The 22802-nt window shown below is 75.8% G+C and carries 22 protein-coding genes; 9 read left to right on the top strand and 13 right to left on the bottom strand.

Annotated elements, in window-relative coordinates; genetic code table 11:
- Positions 1-10 precede the first annotated feature (10 nt).
- Positions 11-1114: a GTP-binding protein gene (locus K8Z61_RS19395; RefSeq protein ID WP_224130902.1), complete on the bottom strand. Its 1104-nt coding sequence runs from the start codon at positions 1112-1114 to the stop codon at positions 11-13.
- A gap of 28 nt (positions 1115-1142) precedes the next feature.
- A complete protein-coding gene (locus K8Z61_RS15780; protein WP_224130901.1) occupies positions 1143-2135 on the bottom strand; it encodes a nuclease-related domain-containing protein in 993 nt (330 codons plus the stop codon).
- A 224-nt stretch (positions 2136-2359) separates the two neighbouring features.
- Here K8Z61_RS15780 and K8Z61_RS15775 point away from each other — a divergent pair, with 224 nt between their 5' ends.
- On the top strand, positions 2360-3781 hold the full coding sequence (locus K8Z61_RS15775; RefSeq protein ID WP_224130900.1) for an HNH endonuclease: 1422 nt from the start codon (positions 2360-2362) through the stop codon (positions 3779-3781).
- Here K8Z61_RS15775 and K8Z61_RS15770 read toward each other — a convergent pair.
- The 4 genes from K8Z61_RS15770 to K8Z61_RS15755 form a co-directional block, all read right to left on the bottom strand.
- On the bottom strand, positions 3717-5261 hold the full coding sequence (locus K8Z61_RS15770; protein ID WP_224130899.1) for an aldehyde dehydrogenase family protein: 1545 nt from the start codon (positions 5259-5261) through the stop codon (positions 3717-3719). The two genes, K8Z61_RS15775 and K8Z61_RS15770, sit on opposite strands and share 65 nt — an antisense overlap.
- Positions 5261-6868, bottom strand: coding sequence for a GMC family oxidoreductase (locus K8Z61_RS15765; protein WP_224130898.1), 1608 nt, complete (start codon positions 6866-6868; stop codon positions 5261-5263). The genes K8Z61_RS15770 and K8Z61_RS15765 overlap by 1 nt, the downstream gene beginning before the upstream one ends.
- Positions 6869-7011: 143 nt before the next feature.
- Positions 7012-7833 carry a GNAT family N-acetyltransferase gene (locus K8Z61_RS15760; RefSeq protein WP_224130896.1) on the bottom strand — a complete coding sequence of 274 codons (822 nt, stop codon included), beginning with the start codon at positions 7831-7833 and terminating at the stop codon, positions 7012-7014.
- Positions 7834-7997: 164 nt separating this feature from the next.
- Positions 7998-8858, bottom strand: coding sequence for an N-acetylmuramoyl-L-alanine amidase (locus tag K8Z61_RS15755; protein WP_224130895.1), 861 nt, complete (start codon positions 8856-8858; stop codon positions 7998-8000).
- A gap of 99 nt (positions 8859-8957) precedes the next feature.
- On the opposite strand from K8Z61_RS15755, the gene leuE reads away from it, so the two are divergent.
- The 4 genes from leuE (at position 8958) to K8Z61_RS15735 (ending at position 11722) form a co-directional block, all read left to right on the top strand.
- On the top strand, positions 8958-9650 hold the full coding sequence (gene leuE, locus K8Z61_RS15750) for a leucine efflux protein LeuE (protein WP_224130894.1): 693 nt from the start codon (positions 8958-8960) through the stop codon (positions 9648-9650).
- 151 nt (positions 9651-9801) lie between these two features.
- Positions 9802-10842 (top strand): ECF transporter S component, encoded by a 1041-nt coding sequence (locus K8Z61_RS15745; protein ID WP_224130892.1) that lies wholly within the window; start codon positions 9802-9804, stop codon positions 10840-10842.
- A gap of 22 nt (positions 10843-10864) precedes the next feature.
- The gene (locus K8Z61_RS15740) at positions 10865-11179 is read left to right on the top strand and encodes a pyrimidine/purine nucleoside phosphorylase (protein WP_224130890.1); all 315 of its coding nucleotides are present in this window, start codon (positions 10865-10867) and stop codon (positions 11177-11179) included.
- A gap of 27 nt (positions 11180-11206) precedes the next feature.
- Complete coding sequence (locus tag K8Z61_RS15735) at positions 11207-11722, top strand: glycine cleavage system protein R (RefSeq protein ID WP_224130889.1); 516 nt, start codon at positions 11207-11209, stop codon at positions 11720-11722.
- A gap of 47 nt (positions 11723-11769) precedes the next feature.
- Here K8Z61_RS15735 and K8Z61_RS15730 read toward each other — a convergent pair whose 3' ends face one another.
- The 5 genes from K8Z61_RS15730 to K8Z61_RS15710 form a co-directional block, all read right to left on the bottom strand.
- Positions 11770-12459 carry an HNH endonuclease family protein gene (locus tag K8Z61_RS15730; protein WP_224130888.1) on the bottom strand — a complete coding sequence of 230 codons (690 nt, stop codon included), beginning with the start codon at positions 12457-12459 and terminating at the stop codon, positions 11770-11772.
- 125 nt (positions 12460-12584) lie between these two features.
- A complete protein-coding gene (locus K8Z61_RS19070) occupies positions 12585-15134 on the bottom strand; it encodes a hypothetical protein (RefSeq protein WP_263431179.1) in 2550 nt (849 codons plus the stop codon).
- A 141-nt stretch (positions 15135-15275) separates the two neighbouring features.
- On the bottom strand, positions 15276-15737 hold the full coding sequence (locus K8Z61_RS15720) for a PPOX class F420-dependent oxidoreductase (protein ID WP_224130886.1): 462 nt from the start codon (positions 15735-15737) through the stop codon (positions 15276-15278).
- A 1-nt stretch (position 15738) separates the two neighbouring features.
- Positions 15739-16062 carry a putative quinol monooxygenase gene (locus tag K8Z61_RS15715; protein ID WP_224130885.1) on the bottom strand — a complete coding sequence of 108 codons (324 nt, stop codon included), beginning with the start codon at positions 16060-16062 and terminating at the stop codon, positions 15739-15741.
- A 90-nt stretch (positions 16063-16152) separates the two neighbouring features.
- The gene (locus K8Z61_RS15710) at positions 16153-16869 is read right to left on the bottom strand and encodes a hypothetical protein (RefSeq protein WP_224130883.1); all 717 of its coding nucleotides are present in this window, start codon (positions 16867-16869) and stop codon (positions 16153-16155) included.
- Positions 16870-17060: 191 nt separating this feature from the next.
- Here K8Z61_RS15710 and egtB point away from each other — a divergent pair, with 191 nt between their 5' ends.
- Together egtB and egtD are read left to right on the top strand one after the other, a co-directional pair.
- Positions 17061-18395: an ergothioneine biosynthesis protein EgtB gene (gene egtB, locus K8Z61_RS15705; RefSeq protein ID WP_224130882.1), complete on the top strand. Its 1335-nt coding sequence runs from the start codon at positions 17061-17063 to the stop codon at positions 18393-18395.
- 35 nt (positions 18396-18430) lie between these two features.
- Positions 18431-19423, top strand: a complete 993-nt coding sequence (gene egtD / locus K8Z61_RS15700; protein ID WP_224130881.1) for an L-histidine N(alpha)-methyltransferase — start codon at positions 18431-18433, stop codon at positions 19421-19423.
- Here the strand turns inward: egtD and K8Z61_RS15695 are convergent.
- Both K8Z61_RS15695 and K8Z61_RS15690 read right to left on the bottom strand, forming a co-directional pair.
- On the bottom strand, positions 19413-19694 hold the full coding sequence (locus K8Z61_RS15695; RefSeq protein ID WP_224130880.1) for a DUF427 domain-containing protein: 282 nt from the start codon (positions 19692-19694) through the stop codon (positions 19413-19415). The genes egtD and K8Z61_RS15695 overlap by 11 nt on opposite strands.
- A 94-nt stretch (positions 19695-19788) precedes the next feature.
- Entirely contained in the window at positions 19789-20229 is a 441-nt protein-coding gene (locus K8Z61_RS15690; RefSeq protein ID WP_224130879.1) for a hypothetical protein, read from the bottom strand.
- A 196-nt stretch (positions 20230-20425) separates the two neighbouring features.
- Between K8Z61_RS15690 and K8Z61_RS15685 the strand changes: the two genes are divergently transcribed.
- Both K8Z61_RS15685 and K8Z61_RS15680 read left to right on the top strand, forming a co-directional pair.
- Positions 20426-22369, top strand: coding sequence for an MFS transporter (locus K8Z61_RS15685; protein WP_224130878.1), 1944 nt, complete (start codon positions 20426-20428; stop codon positions 22367-22369).
- 20 nt (positions 22370-22389) lie between these two features.
- Positions 22390-22797, top strand: a complete 408-nt coding sequence (locus K8Z61_RS15680; RefSeq protein WP_224130877.1) for a Fur family transcriptional regulator — start codon at positions 22390-22392, stop codon at positions 22795-22797.
- Positions 22798-22802 lie beyond the last annotated feature (5 nt).

The following is a 22802-nucleotide window of genomic DNA, read 5'->3' as shown; positions in this document are numbered from 1 at the left end:
TCGCGCCGCGTCAGGCGACGTCACGCACCTCGCCGAGCCACGGCTCGAAGCCGTCCTCGTCCACGCGCCACGGAGTGCGTCCGGCGCGAGCCTCCGACGGGGTGAGCAGCAGGTGCTCGAAGGCCGCCACCAGGTGCGGCGGGAGCGCGCCGAGCCCGGTCAGGACGAGGCGGGTGTGCGGCGAGCGGCCACCCCAGGACGAGTGGGTCCCGATGCTCAGCTGGCCGCCGGCGCCGGCCCACTCCAGACGGTGGTGCGGGCGGGTGGGCAGCCAGAAGGAGCCGCGGGAGCGGAACGCGCCGCCGCCGAGCCGGTCGACGTGGTCGAGCAGCCGCTCGGGATGGAAGGCGCGGTCGGACCGGAGGTCCAGGCGCCAGCACCGGCTGCCGGCGCTCACCGGCGGCAGGGCCGGGTAGGCGTCGGGCTCGGGTCCGGGGGAGCACCAGGCCGCCGCCACCGAGAGCCGGTGGCGGTGCCGCAGCACGGCGGCCGCGTCCACCTGCGCCGCGCCGCGCAGGACGAGGGCGCCGGGGCGGGCGAGGCCGCGGCACAGCTCGGCCACGTCGTCGCCGGCGCCCTCGACGAGCACGACGTGGTCGGCGCTCTCGACCTGGGCGCAGGCCACCTCGGCGACCCCGCGTCGGTCGTCCGGCCCCGTGTGGCGGCCGCGCTCGTGCAGGAGGTCGTCGCCGAGCAGGCCGTCGACCGCGTCGCCGACGGCGGCGAGGACGCTGCTCAGTCGCAGGTGGCGGGCGAGGTCGGGGTCGGTGCCGAGCGCGTGGGCGAGCGGGCCGGCCTCAGCGCCGACGGGCAGGCAGGCGACGACGGCGCTCCACCGCCGCTCGCCGGCCAGGCGCAGCAGCGTCGGGATGACGTCCTCGCGCACCGCGCAGGCGACGCAGGCGTGCGCGAGCTGCACGTGGGCCTCCTCGAGCACCCCGGTGGCGTCGCTGACGGTCCGCGTCAGCACCTGGGCGTCGGGATCGAGACGATGGCGGACGGCGACGACGCCGGGCAGGTCCGAGGTCAGCGCCAGCAGGGCGACGTCCTGGGCGTGGGGATCGACGCCGGTGACGACGGCGAGCGGGGTCCTGATCGGGCGGGGATGACTCACGGGGCCTCCTTGTTGGGAATCATTCCCATTATGCAGGCGGATGCCGCTCCGGGAGACCCGGCCCGGTCCCGCTCCAGGTCGTCGATCGGCGGATCGCGGCGAACAGCGCGTCGATCTGCGGCTCGGAGAGGTGGCGCGGCGCGTGCGCGAGCCAGCGCACGAGGTCGTGCTCGGCCATGACGCTGACGTCGCGCGGCGGATTGCGGGCGGTGATGGACCGCGGGCGCACGAGGACGATCACCGGGTGCACCGACATCGGCGCGCCCACGGCACGGCCCAGCAGTCGGGACGCGCGGGCCGCCTCGTGGCGGGCGTTGCGCAGGTATGGCTCGTCGTGGCCGTCGACGCGGAAGGTCGTCGCGCTGAACCAGATGCTCCGGCCGGGATGGGACTTCGTGTTGAGCGTGAGCACTCCCGCCGGGCCGACCAGGACGTGGTCGATGTCGGCGCCGCGCGAGCCGACCGGCACGGAGTGCACGTACCGCCAGGGGCCGGTGCGCGCGAGCAGGAGCAGCTGCTCTGCCACGGACTCCTCGCCCAGGGCCCCGGCCTGCCAGCTGCCGACGGCTGCGGGCGCACGCCCGCCCCACGCGCCGCGGCCGAGCTCGGCGGCGTGCTGCCACAGCGTCGCGCCGGGCTCGTTGCGGACGAGATCGCGCCACCCGCCGTGCGGCGGGTCGATCGCGATCCGCCACGGCTGCCGGTCCGCGTCCCACGAGCGGTACCGCTCGAGTCGCCGGAGGTGCTCCTGGGCGAGCCGCCGACGCCGCAGCCGGCGCACGCGGCTCACGCCGGTGAGGTCGGGGGCGACGGGCGGGCGCGGTCGATCGACGCCCGGCGCGCCGCTGTCGACCACCCAGCGCGACGCGATGGCGGCGAGCAGGGCCGCGTGCTCCGGCGCGGAGGGGTGGTCGAGCCCGGTGTCGAGGTCGCGGTGCCCGATCACCGTCCCGTCGGTGAGCCAGACGTAGGCGCGGTTGACCTCCGGTTCGACACGCCACGAGACGAGAGCCGAGAGCATCCGGCGATGCTCCACGCTCGCGGCGTCGGACGTGGCGGAATCGCGCCGGTCTGACCGATCGGACGACTCGGGGAGCGCGTGCCGGACGTGGGGGGAGCGGGCCGCTCCTCGTCCACAGGGCTGATTCCGGCACCTATTTCCACCGCCTGTGGAAATGTCCCCGGATGCATTCGCGGTGGATTTCCTGGTTCCATTCTTCCGGCATTCCGCATAGAATCGCACACGTGTTCGATCTCGGCATGCTTCAGCGGCTGCCGGCCACGGTGGCCGGGCGGTCGTTGCCGCCTGACGCGGCGGGGCTGGTGGAGGAGATCGGTCTGCTGGAGGACGCGGTGAACGCCCTGCGGGCGCGGCAGGTGCGGCTTGCTGCGGCTCTGGTGCAGGTGCGGGAGGCGGAGCGTCCTGCTCGGCGAACGCTGTCGCGGGACGAGCAGCTGACCCGCTTGTCGCGGCTGCGGGCCTCGGTGGGCGCGGAGGTCGCACTGGCGCGGCGGATCTCCCCGCACCAGGGGCGGGCGTTCGTGTCGTTGGCGCTGGTGCTGCCTGTCGAGGTGCCCGCGATGTGGGCGGCCTGTCGGCCCGGACGGCTGCCGCTGGAGCGGGCCCGCATGGTCGTCACGGGTACCGCCATGCTGTCCCTGGAGCACCGGCAGGTGATCGACGCCGCCGTGTGCGGCGACCCCGACCACGCCGCACGGCTGGGCGACCGCGAGCTCTCCTCCGTCGTCCGTGCCCACGCCGCGCGCCTGGATCCCGCCGGCGTCGTGGCCCAGATCCGGCACGCCGAAGGCGGACGCCGCGTCACGCTACGGCCCGGACGCGACCACCTGGTCCACCTCCACGCCGCGCTCCCGATCCGCGACGGCGTCGCCTGCCTGGCCGCACTCAAGGCCGCCGCCACGTCAGCGGTCGCGGCCGGGGAGACCGGCAGCGCGGACTCGGAGTCCGCGGTCATGGCCGACCTCCTCGTCGCCCGGCTCACCGGACGTGATTCCGCCACGAACGAACTGCCCGAGCCGGTGCAACTGCGGCTCGTGGTGGCCGCCGACGACCTCGTCCGCTCCCCGGGCCAGGGCCACGACGCTGGGTCCGACGGCGTCGCGACGCTGGTCGACCCGTCCGGCACCGTCTGTCTCGACGGCCTGCCTGCCGAGCTCGCTCGCCGCTGGATCCGCTCCGCCCTCGACGCCGGCCAGAAGGTCGCCGTCAAGCGGCTCTTCGCCCACCCCGACACCGGAGCGCTGGTCGCGATGGACTCCCGCTCCCGCAACTTCCCACCCTGCCTCGCCGAGCTCATCACCCTGCGCGACCGCTGGTGCCGCACCCCCTACTGCAACGCACCCATCCGGCACCTCGACCACGTCCGCCGCCACGCCGACGGCGGACCCACCTCCTACGCCAACGCCCAAGGCCTCTGCATCACCTGCAACCAGGTCAAGGAAGAACCAGGCTGGCACCACGACCCACCCGAGCCACCCGACGCATGGGCAACCGGCACACCCCACACCATCCGCATCACCACGCCCACCGGACGCCGGCACGCGTCACGGGAGCGGCCGTCCCCGGCGGCGGTCGAGACCCTCAGGCGCGGCGCCCCCGCCGCAGTCGCGGCAGCTGGGTGGCACGTCCGTGCAGCACGGCGGTGAGCGTCGCGACCTGGGCGTCCTGGGCCGCGGTGCGGTCGAAGGTCGTCAGGTTGAGCGGTGCCTTGAACCGGGTGCGGGTGATCGCCTTGGCGTAGGTGAACTCCCGCAGCCCGTCGGGGCCGTGGATGCGTCCGAAGCCCGAGTCGCCGACCCCGCCGAAGGGGAGTCCGGGCACGGCGGCGAAGGAGATGACCGAGTTGATCGCGGTCATGCCGGTGCGCAGGCGCCGGGCGAGCTCCTCGCCGCGCGCGGCGGAGTAGATCGAGGAGCCGAGGCCGTACTTGCCGGCGTTGGTGAGCCGCACGGCCTCCTCCATCGAGGCCACCTTGCGCACCGTGACGGTGGGCCCGAAGGTCTCCTCGCACACGGCCTCGGAGTCCTCGGGCACGTCGACGAGCACGGTCGGCTGGATCACGCGACCCTGCACGGCGTCCTCGCCGCCGACGACCGCGCGGCCGCCGCGTGCGAGCGCGTCGGAGATGTGCCGGCGCACGACGTCGACCTGGGAGGGCATCGTCATCGGGCCGATCTGGGCGTCGGCGTCGGTGCCCGACCGGACGCTGCGGGCGCGCCGCGAGAGCGCCTCGACGAACCGGTCGTGCACGGCGGCGTGCACGTAGACCCGCTCGATGCCGGTGCAGGTCTGACCCGCGTTCGCGAACGCGCCCCAGGCGGCGGCGTCGGCGGCGGCCTCGACGTCGGCGTCCTCGTCGACGAGCATCGCGTCCTTGCCGCCGGCCTCGATGACGACCGGCGTGAGGTTCTCCGCGCACGCCGCCATGACCCGCTTGCCGGTCGCGGTCGAGCCGGTGAAGGCGATCTTGTCGACGTCGGCGCGGCACAGCGCGCCGCCCGTCTCCCCGAAGCCGGTGACCACCTGGAGGAGGTCACGATGCGGCACCACCTCGCGCAGGCTCTCCGCCAGCCAGAGGCCGACCCCGGGCGTGTGCTCGCTGGGCTTGAAGACGACGGTGTTGCCGGCGGCGAGCGCGTAGGCGATCGAGCCCATCGGCGTGAAGACCGGGTAGTTCCACGGTCCGATGACGCCGACGACGCCGAGCGGCAGGTACTCCACCGACGCCGCCTGGTTGGCCAGCAGCAGGCCGGCGCCGACGCGCTTGCGCCCCAGCACCTTCTCCGCGTGCGAGCCGACCCAGCTCAGGTGGTCGATCGCCAGGACGGCCTCGAGCTGCGCGTCGCCGTGCGGCTTGCCGGTCTCGCGGTGCACCACGTCGACGAGCTGCGCGAGCCGCCGGGCGAGCACGCCGCGCCACTGGTCGAGGATCTCGCGGCGACCGTCGAAGCCGAGGCCGGCCCACCAGTCGGCCGACGCGCGGGCGCGGGCGACGGCGGCCTCGACGTCGGCGGGGGAGTGCACGGGATGCGTGCCCACGACGTCGCCGGTGCGCGGGTCGATCGAGTCGAAGGTGGCCGGACGCTCGGCCTCGGCGGTGGTGGGGGCGTCGGCGGTGGTGGTCATCAGGAGGCCTTTCCGGTGAGCAGGTCGGCGGCCTTCTCGCCGATCATGATCGAGGGGGCGTTGGTGTTGCCGCGGGTGACCATCGGCATGACGCTGGCGTCGGCCACCCGCAGGCCCTCGACGCCGCGCACCCGCAGCTGCGGGTCGACGACGGCGCGCTCGTCGCCGCCCATCGCGCAGGTGCCGACCGGGTGGTAGAGCGTCTGGGTGTGCTGCCGCACGTGATCGACGATCTGGGCGTCGCTGGGCGCGTCGCCGGTGCCCCAGCCGCGCATCGTCGGCAGCAGCGGACCGTCGATCACCGAGGCGAGCGGACCGGAGGAGACGATCTCCAGCGAGCGGCGCACGCCGGCGACCATCGCGTCGAGGTCGGCCTGGTCGTCGTAGTAGGCGGCGTCGATCTCGGGATGCCAGTGGGGATCGGTCGAGCGCAGCCGCACGCTGCCCCGGCTGAACACGTTCACCAGGGTCGGCGCCGCGGTGAACGCCCGCTGCGTCGGCTCGTGCAGGCCGTTGTCGTAGAAGCCGGTCGGCGCGACGTGCGCCTGGATGTCGGGAGCCACCAGGTCGTCCCGGGTGCGCCAGAAGCCGCCACCCTCGCCGACGTTCGAGACCAGCGGACCGGTGCCGGTGGCCTTGGCCCGCAGGAACTGCCCGACGTTGTTGTGGTTGAGCAGGTCGCTGACGCCGCGGGTGCGGAAGACCAGCGGCACGACCGGGTGGTCGTGCAGGTTCTGGCCCACGCCCGGCAGGTCGACGAGCACGTCGACGCCCACCTCGCGCAGGTGCGCGCCGGGGCCCACGCCGCTGAGCAGCAGCAGCTGGGGCGACGCGATCGCACCACCCGAGAGCACGACCTCGGCCTCGGCGTGGACGGTCTCGAGCACGCCCGCGCGCTCGTAGACGACGCCCGTGGCCCGCCCGCCCTCGATCACCACGCGGTGCGCCAGCGCGCCGGTGCGCACCGTCAGGTTCGGCCGGTCGAGAGCCGGCTCGAGGTAGGCCTTGGCGGTCGACCAGCGGCGTCCCTTGCGGCACGTCACCTGGTAGAGCCCGGCGCCCTCCTGCTCGGCGCCGTTGAAGTCGTCGCTGCGCTTGAGCCCCGACGCCACCGCCGACTCGACCCACAGGTGCGTCAGCGGGTGGGTGTAGCGGCGGTCCTCGACGTGCAGCGGGCCGTGCTGCCCGTGCCAGGGTCCGCCGAGCCGGGTGTTGCCCTCGGAGCGCACGAAGTAGGGCAGCACGTCGTCGTGACCCCAGCCGGTCGCCCCGTAGGCGTCGCGCCAGGTGTCGTAGTCGGCGTGGTTGCCCCGGATGTAGATCATCGCGTTCATCGACGAGCAGCCGCCGAGCGCCTTCATCCGCGGCCAGTCCGCGCGCCGGCCCTCGAGCTGCTTCTGCTCGGTCGTGCGGTAGCCCCAGTCCCACTTGGTGCGGAAGAGGTTCGCGAAGGCGGCCGGGACGGTGATCTCGTCGGCGTCCGCCGGGCCGCCGGCCTCGAGCAGCAGCACCCGGACGCGCGGGTCCTCCGTGAGCCGTGCGGCGATGACGGCGCCGGCGCTGCCGGCCCCCACCACCACGTAGTCGAAGGACTCTCGCTGGGCCATCCGGACCTCCTGCTGCCTGGCGCGCTCCGTGTGAGGCGGGTCACCCTCGACGGTAGGGGACGTGACCCCGGCCACCAAGGCCCGCGCGGCCGGCGCGGCACGGGCCGAGGCCAAGGTGGCCGGAAAGATCGATCGACGTGGCGTCAGGCGATCGGCAGTCGCCACGTCGTCCGCACGCCGAACGCGGCGAACCCGAGTCGCCCCAGGATCGGCGCCGACGTCGGCCGCGCATGGGCGACGGCGATCCGCGCTCCGGCGCGCTCGGCGGCGCCGAGCCGATGACGCACCAGCGCGCCGTAGACCCCGCCGCCCCGGTGCTCCGCGAGCACGCCGGCGCGCCCCAGCCGGACGACGCCGTCGTCCGGCGTCGAGGGGAGCGCGAGGGCCGCGGTGCCGACGGCGCGACCGTCGAGGTAGGCGACGAAGAGGCCGGCGGTGCCGGCCTCGAGGCGGCAGGCGAGGGCGACGCTGTCGGAGAGCCCGTGCCCCCACACCTCGGCGTTGACCAGCTCGAGATCGGCCAGGTGCCGGGCCGTGGCCACCTCGACGATCTCGAGGCCGGCGACGGTCCGCCCCGGCCCGACGTCGGCGAGCGGGAGCGTCCGCGCCATCACCTCGGCCGTCGAGGCGATCCGCGCGCCGCGCTCGGCCAGCAGCGCCGCCACGTCGTCGTCGGACGCGCCGGGCCCGGTCGTCCAGGCCAGGGCGGTCGCTCCGCGGCTCGCCGCGACCCGGGTCGCGTCCGCGAGCTGCGTCGCCGGGTCGGCGGACCCGAGGTGGCGCAGGACGGTCAGCAGGTCGCCGCGCAGCTGCGCGTCGACCGGGCCGTCGAGTACCGGCACCGAGTCCGGCGGGAACCACGGGGACGCCCAGCGGCCGGACGCCGCCACGGCGACTCCGGCGTCGACGTGCGGCCGGACGAGGGGCCGCTCCTCCCAGGACGGCGCGAGCGCCGACTCACTCATGCGCAGAAGGTAGGCACGCGCACGGCCCGGCCGGCGCTCCTCGCGGCAATCCGACGCTCCGGTCGGCGAGTGTTCGCCCGGCGTTCGCCGAGCGCTCAGCCGAGGCTCAGGTGGGGGTCGGGTCGAGGGTCGGGACGAGGGTCCGGACGGGGCGCGGACGCCGGTCAGCGTCGCCCGAGGAACGTGCGGATCCCCGCGGCGAGGGCGGCGGCGTAGCCGTCGCGGCCTCGGGCGTCGGTCATCCGCGCGGCGTCGACCCGCGAGCGCATGTTGCCGAGCTCGACCATCGCCACGGGCACGTCGGAGAGGTTGAGGGTGGCCAGGTCGGAGCGCACGTCGAGCCCGTCGCCGCCCGCGACGTAGGTGGCGTACGGCAGCCCCGCCCCGTGCAGGGCGGCGCGCAGGTCGAGGCCGAGGCGCCGCGACGGCGCGGCGATGTCGTCGGTCCAGGGCGCGCGGGAGGGCGGCACGATGACGTGGAACCCGTGCGCGCCGCGCTGCGTCGAGCCGTCGCCGTGCAGGCTGACGGTCAGGTCCGCGTGCGCTGCGGCGCCGGCCCGCCCGCGGGCGTCGACGCAGGGCCCCCACCGGTCGTCGCGGTTGGACGTGCGGGTCAGCACCACCCGGGCGCCGAGCGCCTCGAGCCGCCGCTCGAGCCGCCGGGCGACCGACCAGGTCAGCGTCGCCTCCGGATACCCGCCGTCGGTGGCGGTGCCGGTGGTGTTGCAGGGCTTGGTGAAGCCGCCCGCGGGCACGGGCCGGGCGATCTGCCGCGGGAAGTGCCGGTTGCCGAGCTGGTGGCCGGGGTCGAGCACGACGACGCGACCGGCCAGTGGGCGCGCGGCGACCTCGGGATCGCGGGCGGGCGTGGCGGCGCTCAGGGCGACCGCGGGACGCGCGCCGGCGGCCGGCCCGGCCGAGTCGGCGGACGGGTCCGGGGCGGCGGCACGGGCCGCGATCCCGCCGATCGCCACCAGCGCCGCGGCGAGGCCGAGGCCGAGCGGCGTCCGAGCGTCCGAGAGCACCCGGCCAGGCTACGGCGCGGAACCGGGCCGCCGAGTCGGAACCGGCCGCGGAGTCGGAACCGGCCGTCGTGCGCCCGCCCGCATGGGACCATGCGGCCCGTGTGGGGAGTCGTCGACCTGCCGACCTACCTGGTCGGGCTCGTGCTGATCATCCTGCTGCCCGGGCCGAACTCGATGTACGTGCTCACCGTGGCGGCCCGTCAGGGCATCGGCCGCGGCTACGCGGCCGCGGCCGGCGTGTTCACCGGCGACGCCGTGCTGATGGCGCTCTCGGCCGGCGGGGTCGCCTCCCTGCTGCAGGCGAACCCGTACGCCTTCGACGTCGTCAAGTACCTCGGGGCCGGCTACCTGGCGTGGCTGGCGGTCGGCCTGCTGCGCGCCGCGCTCGGCATGCTCCGCGAGCGAATCTCGGCGCCGACGGGCGAGGCGGCCTCGGGGGCTGAGGCGGAGGCCGTCGCCGACACCGGGTCCGCCGTCGCGGCCCGCCCCGGGCGGCTCTACCGCCGGGCGCTGGTCATCAGCCTGCTGAACCCGAAGGCGATCCTGTTCTTCATCGCGTTCTTCGTGCAGTTCGTCGACCCGGCCTACCCGCGCCCGTGGCTGTCCTTCCTCGTCCTCGGCGCCTTCGCCGAGCTGGCCAGTGCCGTCTACCTCACCGCGCTGATCGTGGGCGGTCACCGGCTGGCGTCGGCCTTCGGGCGCCGGCGTCGTCTCGCGGCCGGCGGCACGTCCGTCGTCGGCCTGGCGTTCCTCGGCTTCGCGGTGAAGCTGGCCACAGCCTCGGCGGGCTGACCGGCTCGTCGCCAGACGACGCCGGACGACGCCGGACGACGCCGGACGATCCCGGACAGCTGGTCTGGACCTGCCTAGCCCCGGCTCGGAGTGCTCGTTGTCACAGCCGGAGGGAGCGCGCTCGGACGATCTCGACGGCAGGAGAATGGTCATGACCATGCAGGACGACCCGCCCGTGCAGGGCGGACGGTGGGACGGCCTGGCCGCGCGTCTCCAGCTGCTCCGCGTGGCCGACGGCGAGCCGTCGTACGCCGAGATCGCCCGCCGTGTCACGTTGCTGCGTGCCGCACGGGGCCTCAGCAGCGACGCCGCCCGCGTGGCGCGCTCGACCGTCTTCGACTGCTTCCGGCCCGGACGCGCTCGGGTGAGCCTGCCGCTGGTGCGCGACATCGCGCTGGTGCTCGGGGTCGACCCCGCGGACGTCGACGGCTGGATCGCCGAGGCGCAGGGCGCGCAGCAGGTGCACGACGCGACGCCCGAGGCCGGGCAGGAGCCCGAGGCCGTCCCGGAGGCCTCCTCCGAGCCGCTCCCTGCGGAGACCGCGGGCTCGGCGGCTGCCACGGTCGCGACGGTCGCCACCGGCCCCACGACCGGCTCGGTGCTGCTGCTGATGCTCGCCTGTGTCGCGGTCAACCTGCTCGGCCGGGTGGTCGTCGACGTGCTCCAGCTGCCGCTGTACCTGGACATGATCGGCACGGCGCTGGCGGCCCTGGCGCTCGGCCCGTGGCGCGGGGCGGCGGTGGGCCTGGCCACCAACCTCGTCGGCGTCGTGCCGAGCGGATGGGACTCCGTGCCGTTCGCGCTGGTCAACGTGGCCGGCGCCCTCGTCTGGGGCTACGGCGTGCGCCGCGGGCTCGGGCGCACGCTGCCGCGCTTCCTGGCCCTGAACGTGGCGGTCGCGCTCGCCTGCACCCTCGTCGCCGTGCCGATCCTCGTGCTCGTCTTCGGTGGGTCGGTCGGCCACGGCGAGGACGCCATCGTCGACACCCTCCGCGACCTCGGCAGCGCCCTGGTGGTGGCCATCGGGTTCTCGAACCTCATCGCCTCGCTCGCCGACAAGACGATCAGCGGCTTCCTCGCGCTCGTCGGCATCTCGGCGCTGCCGGGGCGGATGCGGCGCGAGCCGCTGCTGCCGTTCCTGGCGCCGCTCCCGCCCGCGTCCGCGGACGGCCGACCCCCGCGCACGGCCTGAGGGACGCCGCTACGCTCCGGCCGTGAGCCACACCTACGAGAACGTGACCCTGGACGTCCGCCCGAACGTCTACTTCGACGGCCGCTGCGTGAGCCACACCTTCCACACCGCCGACGGCGCGCGGAAGAGCGCGGGCGTCATCCTGCCCGGCACCTACACGTTCGGCACCGGCGAGCCGGAGGTCATGGACCTCGGCTCGGGCCGGTGCCGGGTGCTGCTCCCGGGCGCGGACACGTGGGCCGAGCACGGTGCCGGCGAGTCGTTCTCCGTGCCCGGCGAGGCGTCCTTCGAGATCGAGGTCCTCGAGACGCTGGGCTACGTCTGCCACTACGGCTGACCGCTGCGGCCCGCTAGCGTGCGGGCCATGACCACGCTCGTGCTCACCGTCATCGGTCGCGATCGTCCCGGGCTGGTGTCGGCCGTCTCGGCCCCGGTGGAGGCGCACGGTGGCTCGTGGGAGCGCAGCGAGCTGGTGCGTCTGGCCGGCACCTTCGCGGGCGTCGTGCTGGTGTCGGTGCCGGAGTCGGCCGTCGACGCGCTCACGGCCGACCTGCGCGCGCTCGACGCGGCCGGCCTGCAGGTGCGCGTCGAGCGCACGGACGCCGCGTCCGAGGCCGACGGACGGGGTCTGCGCCTGCACGTGCTCGGCACGGACCGTCCGGGCATCGTCGCCCGCGTGTCGGCCGCGGTCGCCGGGCACGGCATGGGCATCGACGAGCTCGCCACGGCGCTCCTGGACGCCCCGATGGCCGGCGGGGAGCTCTTCGAGATCCGGGCTCGGCTGACGGCCGCGGACGGCGCCGACCTCGAGGGCCTGCGGGCCGCCCTCGACGCGCTCGCCGACGACCTGCGGGTCGACGTCGAGCTCGCCGAGGGCTGACCGAGGGCTGATCGAGGGCTGACCGAGGATCGACCCAGGAGCCGGCCTCAGGCGCCGGTGACCGTCACCGTGCCGCCGCAGCTGGCGGCGTACTGGCCGAGCACCTTCTTCTCGGCGGAGTCGGCCGACAGCCCCCAGCGCAGCTTCACCGCGACCCACTCGCTCACGTACCGGCACCTGTCGTAGGTCGGCAGCCAGGTGGCGGGGTCCTGGTCGCTCTTCGACTGGTTCACCGAGTCCGTCACGGCGACGAGGCTGCGCGGGTCGCCGAGGTCGTTGGCGTAGGCCTGGCGACGCGCGGTGGTCCAGCCGCTGGCGCCGGAGCCCCAGGCCTCGGCCAGCGGCACCATGTGGTCGATGTCGAGGTCGGAGGCGTTGGTCCACGACGCGCGGTCGTAGTACGACAACCAGTGCCCCGTGGCGACGGTGCACCGTCCCGAGGTCGTGTAGGTGAGCGGCGTGTCGGTGACCCGCTCGGCGATCAGCACCTCGGCGCGCGTGCTCTGGCAGTCGCCGTCGGCGTCGATCCAGTGCGGGAACAGCGCGCGGTCGTAGCCGGCGTTGGCCTCGGCAGTCGTCGGGATGGCGTTGACGGCGTCGACCAGCGAGCCGCTGAACGACGCCGCGTGCGCCGGCGTCGGCAGGGCGACGAGCCCGAGGAGGGCGAGGAGCAGGGCGAGGGGCGCGGTGAGGCGCGCGGTGCGGTGTGACGGGTGCTGCGTCCGAGTGCGGAGCACGGGTCCTCCAGGGTGGCGGGCCGGGCCCGATGCCCGGCGACCCCGCCTGTCTAGGGGCCGCGGGACGTCACGTCGACCCCGGACACGGCCCGGCGCGCGGTGTTCATCCGCCGGTCGTCGCCGCGTCAGTAGCTCCAGCCGTGCCAGGCCAGCACGACGATCGTGACCAGGACGGCAAGCCCCCCGAGCTCGCGGCGCCACGCGGGCGGCCGCTCCGGCGGCTCGGAGGCCAGCAGCCCCGCCGTCGTCAGCACGAGCCCGGGGACGGCGCACAGGACGTACGCCAGCGCCAGCGCCCGGGGTGCCGAGTCGACGTCGCGGGTGGCGACGAGCACCAGCAGGGTGCACGCGGCGATGAGGACGAGCACCTCCGTCAGCCCGGTCGGCAGCCACCAGGCCCGGGCTCGGCGGCGCGGCCGCCAGCTCCCCAGCAGCGAGAGCGCGGCGGAGAGCGCGACCAGTCCGCTGCCGAGCCACCAGGCGCCGCTCGCGCCGAGGAACGCCCAGCCGATGAAGGCGTAGACCGCCACCCTCAGCGTCGCGCCGCCGGCGTCGACCCACCGCGGGGGAGCCGGCAGCGGCTCGACGGCCTCGACCTCGCGCAGGCGCCGCGGGTACGCGGCCAGGGTCAGGTGCTCGACGAGCACCCGCAGCGCGATGCCGCTCATCGCGGCGACCGCGACCCAGCCGGCGTCGGCGGCGAGCGCGGTGGGCCGGCCGGCGAAGGAGTCCATCGCGCCGAGCACCTTGTCGGTCACCCAGCCGCAGAGCAGTGCGGCGACGACGGCGTCCGCGACCCGGTCCCACCGGTGCATCGCCGCGTCGGCGCCGTCGCGGCGCGCCCGCCGGAACGGTCGGGTGGCCGAGCCGATCAACGGCAGGCCGGAGATCACCAGGCCGAGCGCGAGCAGGACGAGCAGCACCGCCGTGGCGTCGAGCTCGGGGCCGACGACCAGGGCGGTGACCGCGAGGGCGGCGAAGCCGACGAGGCCGGCGACGGCGTCGACGCACGAGAGGAGCACCAGCGCCACGACCCAGCCGGTCGCCGGCGGCAGGCTGGGGCCGCTGGCGGGGACGGCGGCCAGCAGTCCTAGCAGGGCGCCGAGCACGGGGAGCATCAGCGCCCCGGTGCCCAGCGCGGCGCGGGTGACGCCGGCGTCGACCGCGAGACGGGCGACGAGCGGGCTGCGCCGCGCCCACGCCACGGGAGCGGTCAGGCTCCAGGCGTCGAGTCGGCGATGCCCGGGCCAGCGCCAGCTGGGGGAGCGGTCGCCCGGGCCCTCGGCGTCGCGCAGGGCCTCCTCGCGCTCGTGCGCGCCGTCGTCGCGGCCGGCGAGCAGCGCGGCCAGCGCCGGCAGGGCGGCGGCCGGCGTCCCCTCGGGGGTGCCGGCGCGGCCGGCCCAGCCGGCCAGGGAGACCCGGGCGGCGCCGTGGCCGCCGGCGCGGTGCAGCAGCACGCCGAGGAGGACGAGCAGGCCGATCAGCGCGGTGCGGTCCAGCGGGGTGGACGGCAGCGGCGCCGGCGGGAGCGCCTCGGTGGTCGGGCCGGGCTCGGGCGCCGTCGACGGGGTCGGGCTGGGCGTCGGGCCAGGAGTCGAGCCAGGGGTCGGGCTGGGCGTCGGGCTGGGCGTCGGGCTGGCCGGAGCGGGGACGGTCGGCGTCGGCGAGCCGACCGGCCCGACGCCCGGAGGTGCGAGCACGGGGGTGACGGGGCCGGCGGGGGTGGACCCGCCGGTCACGACCGCGGGGCCCGGCTGCGGGCTCGATGTGGCGCTCGGGATCGACGTGGGCGCCGTGGTCGGCGCGGGGGTGGGGGTCGGCGTGGGGGTCGGCGTGGGGGTCGGCGTGGAGGTCGGCGTGGGGGTCGGCGTGGGGACGGGCGGCACGGCGACGGCGTAGTCGGCGCTGCGACTCGGGATGTCCACGGCGCCGCCGAAGATCGACTCGGTCACGACCAGGCGGTACGGGCCTGCGGCCAGGCCGCCGGCTCGAGCCGCGACCCTCGCCGGCGTCGGCATCGGCGTGGGCGTGGGCGTGGGCGTGGGCGTCGGCATGGGCATGCCCGCCGGCTCCCAGCGGCACGCGTAGCCGGCGCCGTCGCCCCGGGGGGTCACCGTGCAGGGCACCGCGCCGACGACCGCGTCCCGGCGCAGCACCGTCAGCCGCACCGCCACCGTGTCGTGGGCGTCGGCCGCCCCGGTGACGACGACGGGCGTCGTCGGGCCGCCCGAGACCGGTGCCGAGCCGAGGTCGAAGTCGCTCGTCACGGTGAACGGCACGTCGGTGGTGACGGGATCGCCCTCGCCCTCGTACGACACCAGGCTCAGCGTGTGCGCGCCGAGCCCGAGGTAGGGCGCGTCGTCCGGAGCGCAGGTCCAGGTGGCGAGCGGGTCGGCGAAGTCCGACGCGCACCAGTCGAGGTCGTCGATCGCGGTGTAGACGGTCGTGTAGGCCGGCTTGTCGTCGACGACCACGCGCAGCGGCTGGTCCGCCACCCGGACGACCCCGCCCGCGGCGGGCGTGCGGGCGATCGCACCCCCGTCCCGGGCGGCACGGCCGGGCGCGTCGGCGTCGGCACGCAGCCCGGGCGCCGCCACCACGGCCGCGGCGACGAACGCCAGGGCGGCGAGCGCCCGCAGGCCTCGTCGGACGGCGGGGGGAGGGGGCGTGGACACGGGGCTCCTGCGGGTCGGCGTCGGCGTCCGCGGTGAGCGGACACCTGTGCACCGGAGGCTAGGGAGCCCTGCTTGGCCGTGCCCGGGTTCCGGCCGAAGCCGGCCCCGGTGGTCCAGACCGCCGGGGCCGCGGGCCGGGCCTCAGGCCAGCCGTGCGGGGAAGCCGCCGGTCGCCACCGGGCCCCACCGGCGGGGCGTGAGGCGGATGAGCGACTTGCCCTGGTCGACCATCGCCTGGCGGTACTCGTCCCAGTCCGGGTGCTCGCCGGAGATCGAGCGGAAGTAGTCGACGAACGCGTCGAGCGCCTCGGGCACGTCGAGCACCTCGGCGTCGCCGTCGACCTGCACCCAGGCGCCGTCCCAGTCGTCGGAGAGCACCACGACGCTCGCCTGCGGCCGCTTGCGGACGTTGCGCGTCTTCGCGCGCTCGGGGTAGGTGGCGATGACGATGCGGCCCTCGGCGTCGACGCCGCCGCTGACCGGCGAGGCCTGGGTGGAGCCGTCGGAGCGCTGCGTCAGGAGCACCATGTGGTGGCGCGGCCGGACGAACTCCAGCAGCCCCTCCAGGCCGACCTGCTCGTTCGTCGCGATCGAGCGGGCCATCTCAGCGCACCGCCATCTCGCCGAGCTCGGACCAGTCGTCCTGCTCGAGGGTGGTGTTGACGATCCGCGGCGTGGCGGTGAGGTAGGCGGGCAGCTCGGACGTGGCCGTGCGGAAGTGCTCCGACTGCACGTGCGCGACCGCGGCGTCCTGGTCGCGGAAGGCCTCGACCAGGACGTAGTCGGTCGGGGTCTCCACCGAGCGCGACCAGAAGAACCACAGGCAGCCGTCCTCGGCGTTGCACGCCTCGGTGAAGGCGCGGCTGATCTGCGGCCAGTCGTCGGCGTGCTCGGGCTTCACGGGGAAGACGGCGGTGATGAAGATCAAGGGGCTCTCCTCGTTCGGGGCCAGCGACGTCGCGGACGTCGGCGAGCCTAGGTCGGCCGTCGTCACGGCCCCAGCCCCCGAAGGGCGGGCTCAGGCGGACGGCGTGCCGAGGGTGAAGGCGGCCGACTCCACCAGCGCGCCGAGCCGACGGCCGCTGCGCAGCACCTCGCCCAGCCGTCCGGTGGCCCGCACCTCCACGGTCACCAGGGCGGGCCGCACGCGGCCCTGCGCCTGCAGCGCGCACGAGCGCACGGTGCCATCGGGGAAGACCTGGCGCATCTCCGCGCGCGTGCGCACGGGCACCGACGGCCCGATCGGACGGGCCGTGGCCGCGAGCTCCCAGTCGCCGTGCGGCACGTCGTCGACGCCGCGGGCGGACACCCGGCCCGCGCTCCCCGGCACGCCGTCGACCTCGAGCAGCGACTTCGGCAGCGCCCAGTTGGTGCGTCCGCCGACCAGGCTCGCGGGGGAGTCGACGGCCATGAACGGCACCGACACCCACGGCGTCAGGCCGGTGCGCCCGCCGACGAGCGCCAGCGCCTCGTCGTACGCGCCGACGGGCGTCGACTCGTAGCGGACGAGCCCGCCGACGACGCCCAGGCCGGCGCCCGCGCGCAGGGCAGGCGCCAGGGTGCGCGCGGCCCGGGCCCCGCCCCGCTCCAGCCAGACGACGGCCGAGCACCGGCAGTCCCACGGCGCGCCCGCCACGTCCCGCGGCAGTGCCGCGAGCAGGGCCTCGCTCAGCGCGTTCTCCGGGACGCCGTGCACGCCGGTGAGCTCGGGACGGGCGAGGGGTGCAGGGGACACGGGGGCTCCTTCGTCGTGGGCGCGGGCGGCCGACGCTAGGCCGAGGCGCCGGTCCGCGGTCGACAATCGCGGCCGGGAGCCGGTCGTCCGCAGGGGTGGGCGGTCCCCGGAGCGGGCCTGGTTGGGGGTCGGTCATCGAACGGTAAGGACTCGCTGACCGCCCCCGACCGGGAACCTGACAGAGTCGACGCATGGACGCCGCAACCCTCCCCGTCGGCACCGTCCCGGCCGCCGACGCCTCGACGGAGCCCGACGCCTCGGCGCTGCTCGCCCGCTACGACGCCGTCCGCGCGCACACCGAGCGCCTGGCCGCGCCGCTCTCGCCCGAGGACCAGACCGTGCAGTCGATGCCCGACGTGTCGCCGACCAAGTGGCACCGGGCGCACGTCACCTGGTTCTTCGAGACCTTCCTGCTGGCCGAGCACGAGCCCCGGTTCGCGCCGTTCCAGGACCAGTACTGGTTCCTCTTCAACTCCTACTACGAGGCCGTCGGCCCGCGGTATGCCCGCCACCAGCGCGGTGCGATCTCGCGGCCCGGCGCGCACGACGTCGGCCGCTACCGCAGCCAGGTCGACGACCGCGTCCGCGACCTCGTCTCCGGTCTCGACGGCGGCGCCCTGCGCTCGGTGCTCGACACGATCGAGCTCGGCTTCCACCACGAGCAGCAGCACCAGGAGCTGCTGCTCATGGACATCAAGCACGTGCTCAGCCTCAACCCGCTGCAGCCCGTCTACGCCGGACGTCCGACGCCGCGCGTCGAGCCGGACGCGCTGGGCTGGGTCGACGTCGAGGGCGGGCTCGTCGAGCTCGGCCACGAGGGCTCCGGCTTCTGCTTCGACAACGAGCTGCCGCGGCACCGCCAGTGGCTCGAGCCGTACCGGCTGGCCGACCGGCTGGTCACCAACGGCGAGTGGCTGGAGTTCATGGCCGACGGCGGCTACCGCCGCTCCGACCTCTGGCTCTCCGACGGCTGGGGGCGGGTCCGCACCGAGGGCTGGGAGGCGCCGTTCTACTGGACGCAGCACGACGGCGTGTGGCTCGAGCACACCCTGCACGGCACGTGGCCGATCAACCCCGGGCTGCCCGTCACGCACCTGAGCCACTACGAGGCCGACGCCTACGCCACCTGGGCCGGCAAGCGCCTGCCCACCGAGGGCGAGTGGGAGCACGCCGCCTCGCAGCCCGACCTCGTCGAGCCCGGCGCCAACCTCGCCGACGGCGAGACCTTCCACGCCCGGCCCGCGGGCCCCGCCACCGGACGCCTGCGCCAGGTGCTCGGCGACTGCTGGGAGTGGACCTCCTCGGCCTACCTCCCCTACCCGGGCTTCGAGGCCGCCGAGGGCGCGATCGGCGAGTACAACGGCAAGTTCATGTCCGGCCAGATGGTGCTGCGCGGCGGCTGCGCGCTGACGCCGCCCGGCCACGCCCGCACCACCTACCGCAACTTCTTCCCCGCCGGCGCCCGCTGGCCCCTCACCGGGCTGCGCCTCGCCGACGGCGGCACCCCCGCGCGGCGCTCGTCCTGAGCGCCGCGCCTCCTCCCCCTCTCGGAAGGCCCGCCATGCCCGCCACCCCGTCCGCGCCCACCCGCGAGCTGCCCGAGCTGCTCGTCCTGCTCGAGCCCGACGCCCTGCGCGAGGGCCTCCTGCACGACGCGCGGGTGGGGCTCACCGCCGCGTCCCGCACGCTGCCGCCGAAGTACTTCTACGACGACGCCGGCAGCGAGCTCTTCGAGGACATCACGCGACTGCCGGAGTACTACCAGACCCGCGCCGAGCGGGCCCTGCTCGCGGCGCATGCCGACGACATCGCGGCCGCCAGCGGCGCGGAGGCGCTCGTCGAGCTCGGGTCGGGGTCGTCGGAGAAGACCGGACTGCTCCTCGGCGCCCTCGCCGCCGCCGGCACCCTGGCCGACTACGTGGCCGTCGACGTCAGCCCCGGCGCCCTGCACGGGGCGTTGGAGCTGCTGGCGCGCGAGCGCCCCGCGGTGCGGGTCACCGGCGTCGTCGCCGACTTCGAGCGCCACCTGCGGCAGCTGCCGGCGCCGGGCCGTCGCCTGGTCGCGTTCCTGGGCGGCACCCTCGGCAACCTCGACCCCGCGCAGCGCGCCCGGTTCCTGACCGACCTCGCCGGCGGGCTGACGTCGGGGGAGTCGGTGCTCCTCGGCGTCGACCTGGTCAAGGACCCGGCCCGGCTCGTGGCGGCCTACGACGACGCCGCGGGCGTCACCGCCGCGTTCAACCGCAACGTCCTGCGGGTGCTCGACCGCCAGCTCGGCGCCGACTTCGACCCCGACGACTTCGACCACGTGGCCGTGTGGGACGCCGAGGCGGAGTGGATCGAGATGCGCCTGCGCGCCCGCCGCGACCTGCGGGTGCGGGTGCCCGACCTCGACCTGGACCTCGCCTTCGCCGAGGGCGAGGAGATGCGCACCGAGATCTCGGCGAAGTTCCGCCGCGAGGGCATCTGCGCCGAGCTCGTCGCCGCCGGTCTCGAGCCCGCGGGCTGGTGGACCGACGGCGACTTCGCACTCGTGCTGGCCCTCAGGCCGTGACCTCGACGCCCTTCCAGAACGCCACGCGACCGGCGATCTCGCTGGCCGCGGGCTTCGGGTCGGGGTAGTACCAGGCGGCGTCGACGTTGCGCACGCCGTCGACCTCGACGTCGTAGTACGACGCGGTGCCCTTCCACGGGCAGACCGAGGTGCGCTCGGACGGCTTGACGAACTCGTCGGCCACCGCCGCCCGCGGGAAGTAGTGGTTGCCCTCGACGACGACGGTGTCGTCGCTCTCGGCGATCACGGTGCCGTGCCAGATGGCCTTCATGGTTCCTCCTCGAGTGCCGGCGGCGGGCGACGGACGCAACGGTGCCGCCGCAGGGGTTGTTCCCGGCTCCTCCGGGGGAGGGGGCGACCGCGGCTCAGGCCAGTACGAGCAGGGCGCCCGCCAGCGCGATCAGGGTGCCGGCCCAGCGCACGCGATCGACGACCAGGAGCCGGGCCACCAGAGGGCCGCGCTCGGCGGGATCGGCCAGCGCCCCCAGCCGGCCGTGCAGCGGTGCCGCGGCCAATGCGGTCGTCGCCAGCGCCAGACCGGTGCCGCCGAGGGCGAGCACGAGGCCCGCGTCGGGATCCGTCCGCGCGAGCGCCAGCCCGCAGGCGGCCAGGACGGCGGCGTAGACCGCGCCGACGATCGGCGTGATCCGCCGCGAGTGGCGGTCGTGGGCGGTGCGCCACCCGGCCGTGGGCACCTCGGCCAGGGCCGGGTAGACCAGCACGGTCACGACGGACTGGAAGCCGGCGTGCAGCGCGCAGGCCGCGAGCAGGAGGGCCTCGGCGTCCGGCGTCGTCGGGAGCGTCACGGCGCCGAGCGTAGGGGCCGCTGCCTCGCCGTCGTCCCGGCGATGGGCAGGCGATGGGCAGGCGATGGACGCGCGACGCCGGCGGGTGCGGCCCGTGAACGGGCGTGGAACGGCCCCCAACGGGTAGCCTCTGGCCCGTGACGGCCCCGGTACCGCGCCCCCCGCGCGCCCCCCAGCACCGCGGCCGCGTGTTCGGGTGAGCCTCGACGTCGGGCCGCGCGACACCGCGCCCTCCCCGGCGCCCCGACCCTCCCCCTCGCCCCGCGCTGCCCACGTCGTCGACCCGCACGGCGCCCCCGCGCGTCCGCGCGCCGGCGAGCGGGTTCCCCGTCCCCTGGTGCGCCGCCTCGTGGACGGCCCGGCCGACGCCGGCCGGCTGGTGCTCGCCGCGGTCGTGCTCTCCCTCGGCCTCCAGCTCGTCTGGTGGTGGCTGCTGGCCGACTCCGGCGGCGACATCGCCGCCCAGGACGCCTGGGCGGAGTTCGCCCGCTCGCACCCCGGCTCGGCCTACAACCTCGCCTGGTACGGCGGCATGCACCCGGTCTCGTACAGCGTGCTCTCGCCCTACCTGATGGCGCTGCTCGGCGTGCGCTCGACGATGATCCTGGCCGCGACCGGCGCCGGCGCGCTCTTCGCCTGGCTCGTCGCGAGCCGGCTGCCCACCGGACGCCAGCGGTGGTGGCCCGTGCTGGGCCTGGTCGTGGCGCTGTTCGGCAACTCGGTGTCGGGACGCGTCACCTTCGTCCTCGGCACCATGTTCGCCCTCGCCGCGCTGTGCGTCGTCTTCGCCTGGCCGACGCCCGCCTCGACGCCCACGCGCGCCGCGCGGCGTCGTCGCGGCCTGCTCGCGGCCGTCAGCGCCGCGCTGGCCACCGCCGCGAGTCCCGTCGCGGGCCTGTTCCTCGGGCTCGTGGCCGCGACGCTGTGGGTGGCGCGCCGCCCGGCGGCGTCCTACGCCCTGGGCGTGCCGCCGGTGCTCGTGGTCGCCGGCTCCTCGGTGCTGTTCCCCTTCTCCGGCCGGCAGCCCATGGCGTGGAACTCCGCCGTCCTGCCGGTCATCGCGGGGCTGTGCGTGGTGCTGCTCGTGCCGCGCTCGTGGCGCCTGCTGCGGGCGGGCGGGGCGCTCTACGTGCTCTTCGTCCTGCTGGCCTGGCTCGTGCCGTCGCCGATCGGCACCAACATCAGCCGCCTGGGCCTCATCTTCGGCGGCGCCGTGCTGCTCGCGGCCGCCTGCGACGCCGGCGCCTCGACGTCGTGGCTCGCGCGCCGCGTCGGGCGTCGTCTGGCGGTCGTCGGCGTGGTCATCGCGCTGCTCACCTCCGCCTCCTGGCAGGTCGCCACCGCCGCTCGCGACGCGGTGACGACCCGCGCGCCGGAGGCCTTCACCACCGACCTCGACCCGCTGCTCGCGCAGCTGCGCAGCCGCGGCGCCGACCAGGGCCGGGTCGAGGTCGTGCCGACCCGCAGCCACCGCGAGGCCTCCGCGATCGCGCCGTACCTCCCGCTCGCGCGCGGCTGGAACCGCCAGGCCGACGCCGAGCGCAACGCCCTCTTCTACGCCGACGCGCCGCTCACGGGCGCCGCGTACCGCGAGTGGCTGCACCGCTGGGCGGTGCGGTTCGTGGTGCTCAGCACGGGCGACCCCGACCCGGCGGCGGTCGAGGAGGCGCGGCTGATCCGCCGCGGACTGCCGTTCCTCACCCAGGTCTGGTCGGACGCCGACTGGCAGCTCTACGAGGTCTCCGACCCCACGCCGCTGGTCTCCGCGCCGGCCCGCGTGGTCTCCTTCGACGCCGGCGGCCTGGTGCTCACCACGCCCCGCGCGGCGCGCATCATCGTGCGCATCCCGGCCTCGCCGTGGCTGAGCCTCGTCGACTCCGCGGGCGACCCGCTGCCCGGTCCGAAGCCCCGCGCGGGCGGCGTCGCCGTCACGCCGCCGGCGATCGGCCCGATGCTCTCCCAGGCGTGCCTGACCGACGTCGAGGAGGCGCGCGCCGCCCCGGGCGCCGACGGCGGGGTGCGCGACAACTGGGTCATCGTCGACGCGCCGGCCGCCGGGCAGTACCGCCTCGGCGCGCCGTACCGCTTCCCGCGCGGCTCGGAGTGCCCGCGGGCGGTCGCGCCCGACGCGGCGCCCTGAGCGCCCCTAGACTCTGCGGCATGGCTGTGACGACGTCGACCTCGGGCGCCCGCCGCACGACGCGTCAGCGCACCGTCGTGCAGGAGGTGCTGGCCACCGCCGAGGAGTTCCTCAGCGCGCAGCAGGTGCACCAGGTGCTCCGCGACCGCGGCGAGACCGTCGGACTCTCCACCGTCTACCGCAACCTGCAGGCGCTCGCCGAGGAGCAGGTCGTCGACACCCTGCGCGACGAGGACGGCGAGGTGCGCTACCGACGCTGCGGCAGCAGCCACCACCACCACCTGATCTGCCGGGTGTGCGGCCGGGTCGAGGAGATCGAGGGGCCCGCCGTCGAGTCGTGGGCCGACCGCGCCGCGCAGGAGCACGGCTTCCGCGACGTCACGCACACCCTGGAGCTCTTCGGCGTCTGCGCCGCCTGCCACGCCTGACCCGC

Source organism: Nocardioides sp. TRM66260-LWL (genome assembly GCF_020075545.1).
Taxonomy (GTDB): Bacteria; Actinomycetota; Actinomycetes; order Propionibacteriales; family Nocardioidaceae; genus Nocardioides.
The sequence above is the reverse complement of the archived record's forward strand: the minus strand, read 5'-3'. Positions and strand labels throughout refer to the sequence as shown.

Bases quoted from the DNA above. Each gene is read 5' to 3' on its own strand.
- K8Z61_RS15770 (WP_224130899.1), bottom strand. From the start codon at position 5,261: ATGACCACCACCGCCGACGCCCCCACCACCGCCGAGGCCGAGCGTCCG.
- K8Z61_RS15780 (WP_224130901.1), bottom strand. From the start codon at position 2,135: ATGCTCTCGGCTCTCGTCTCGTGGCGTGTCGAACCGGAGGTCAACCGC.
- K8Z61_RS15695 (WP_224130880.1), bottom strand. From the start codon at position 19,694: ATGAAGGCCATCTGGCACGGCACCGTGATCGCCGAGAGCGACGACACC.
- K8Z61_RS15735 (WP_224130889.1), top strand. From the start codon at position 11,207: ATGACCACGCTCGTGCTCACCGTCATCGGTCGCGATCGTCCCGGGCTG.
- K8Z61_RS15720 (WP_224130886.1), bottom strand. From the start codon at position 15,737: ATGGCCCGCTCGATCGCGACGAACGAGCAGGTCGGCCTGGAGGGGCTG.
- K8Z61_RS15680 (WP_224130877.1), top strand. From the start codon at position 22,390: ATGGCTGTGACGACGTCGACCTCGGGCGCCCGCCGCACGACGCGTCAG.
- egtD (WP_224130881.1), top strand. From the start codon at position 18,431: ATGCCCGCCACCCCGTCCGCGCCCACCCGCGAGCTGCCCGAGCTGCTC.
- K8Z61_RS15760 (WP_224130896.1), bottom strand. From the start codon at position 7,833: ATGAGTGAGTCGGCGCTCGCGCCGTCCTGGGAGGAGCGGCCCCTCGTC.
- K8Z61_RS15765 (WP_224130898.1), bottom strand. From the start codon at position 6,868: ATGGCCCAGCGAGAGTCCTTCGACTACGTGGTGGTGGGGGCCGGCAGC.
- K8Z61_RS15745 (WP_224130892.1), top strand. From the start codon at position 9,802: ATGACCATGCAGGACGACCCGCCCGTGCAGGGCGGACGGTGGGACGGC.
- egtB (WP_224130882.1), top strand. From the start codon at position 17,061: ATGGACGCCGCAACCCTCCCCGTCGGCACCGTCCCGGCCGCCGACGCC.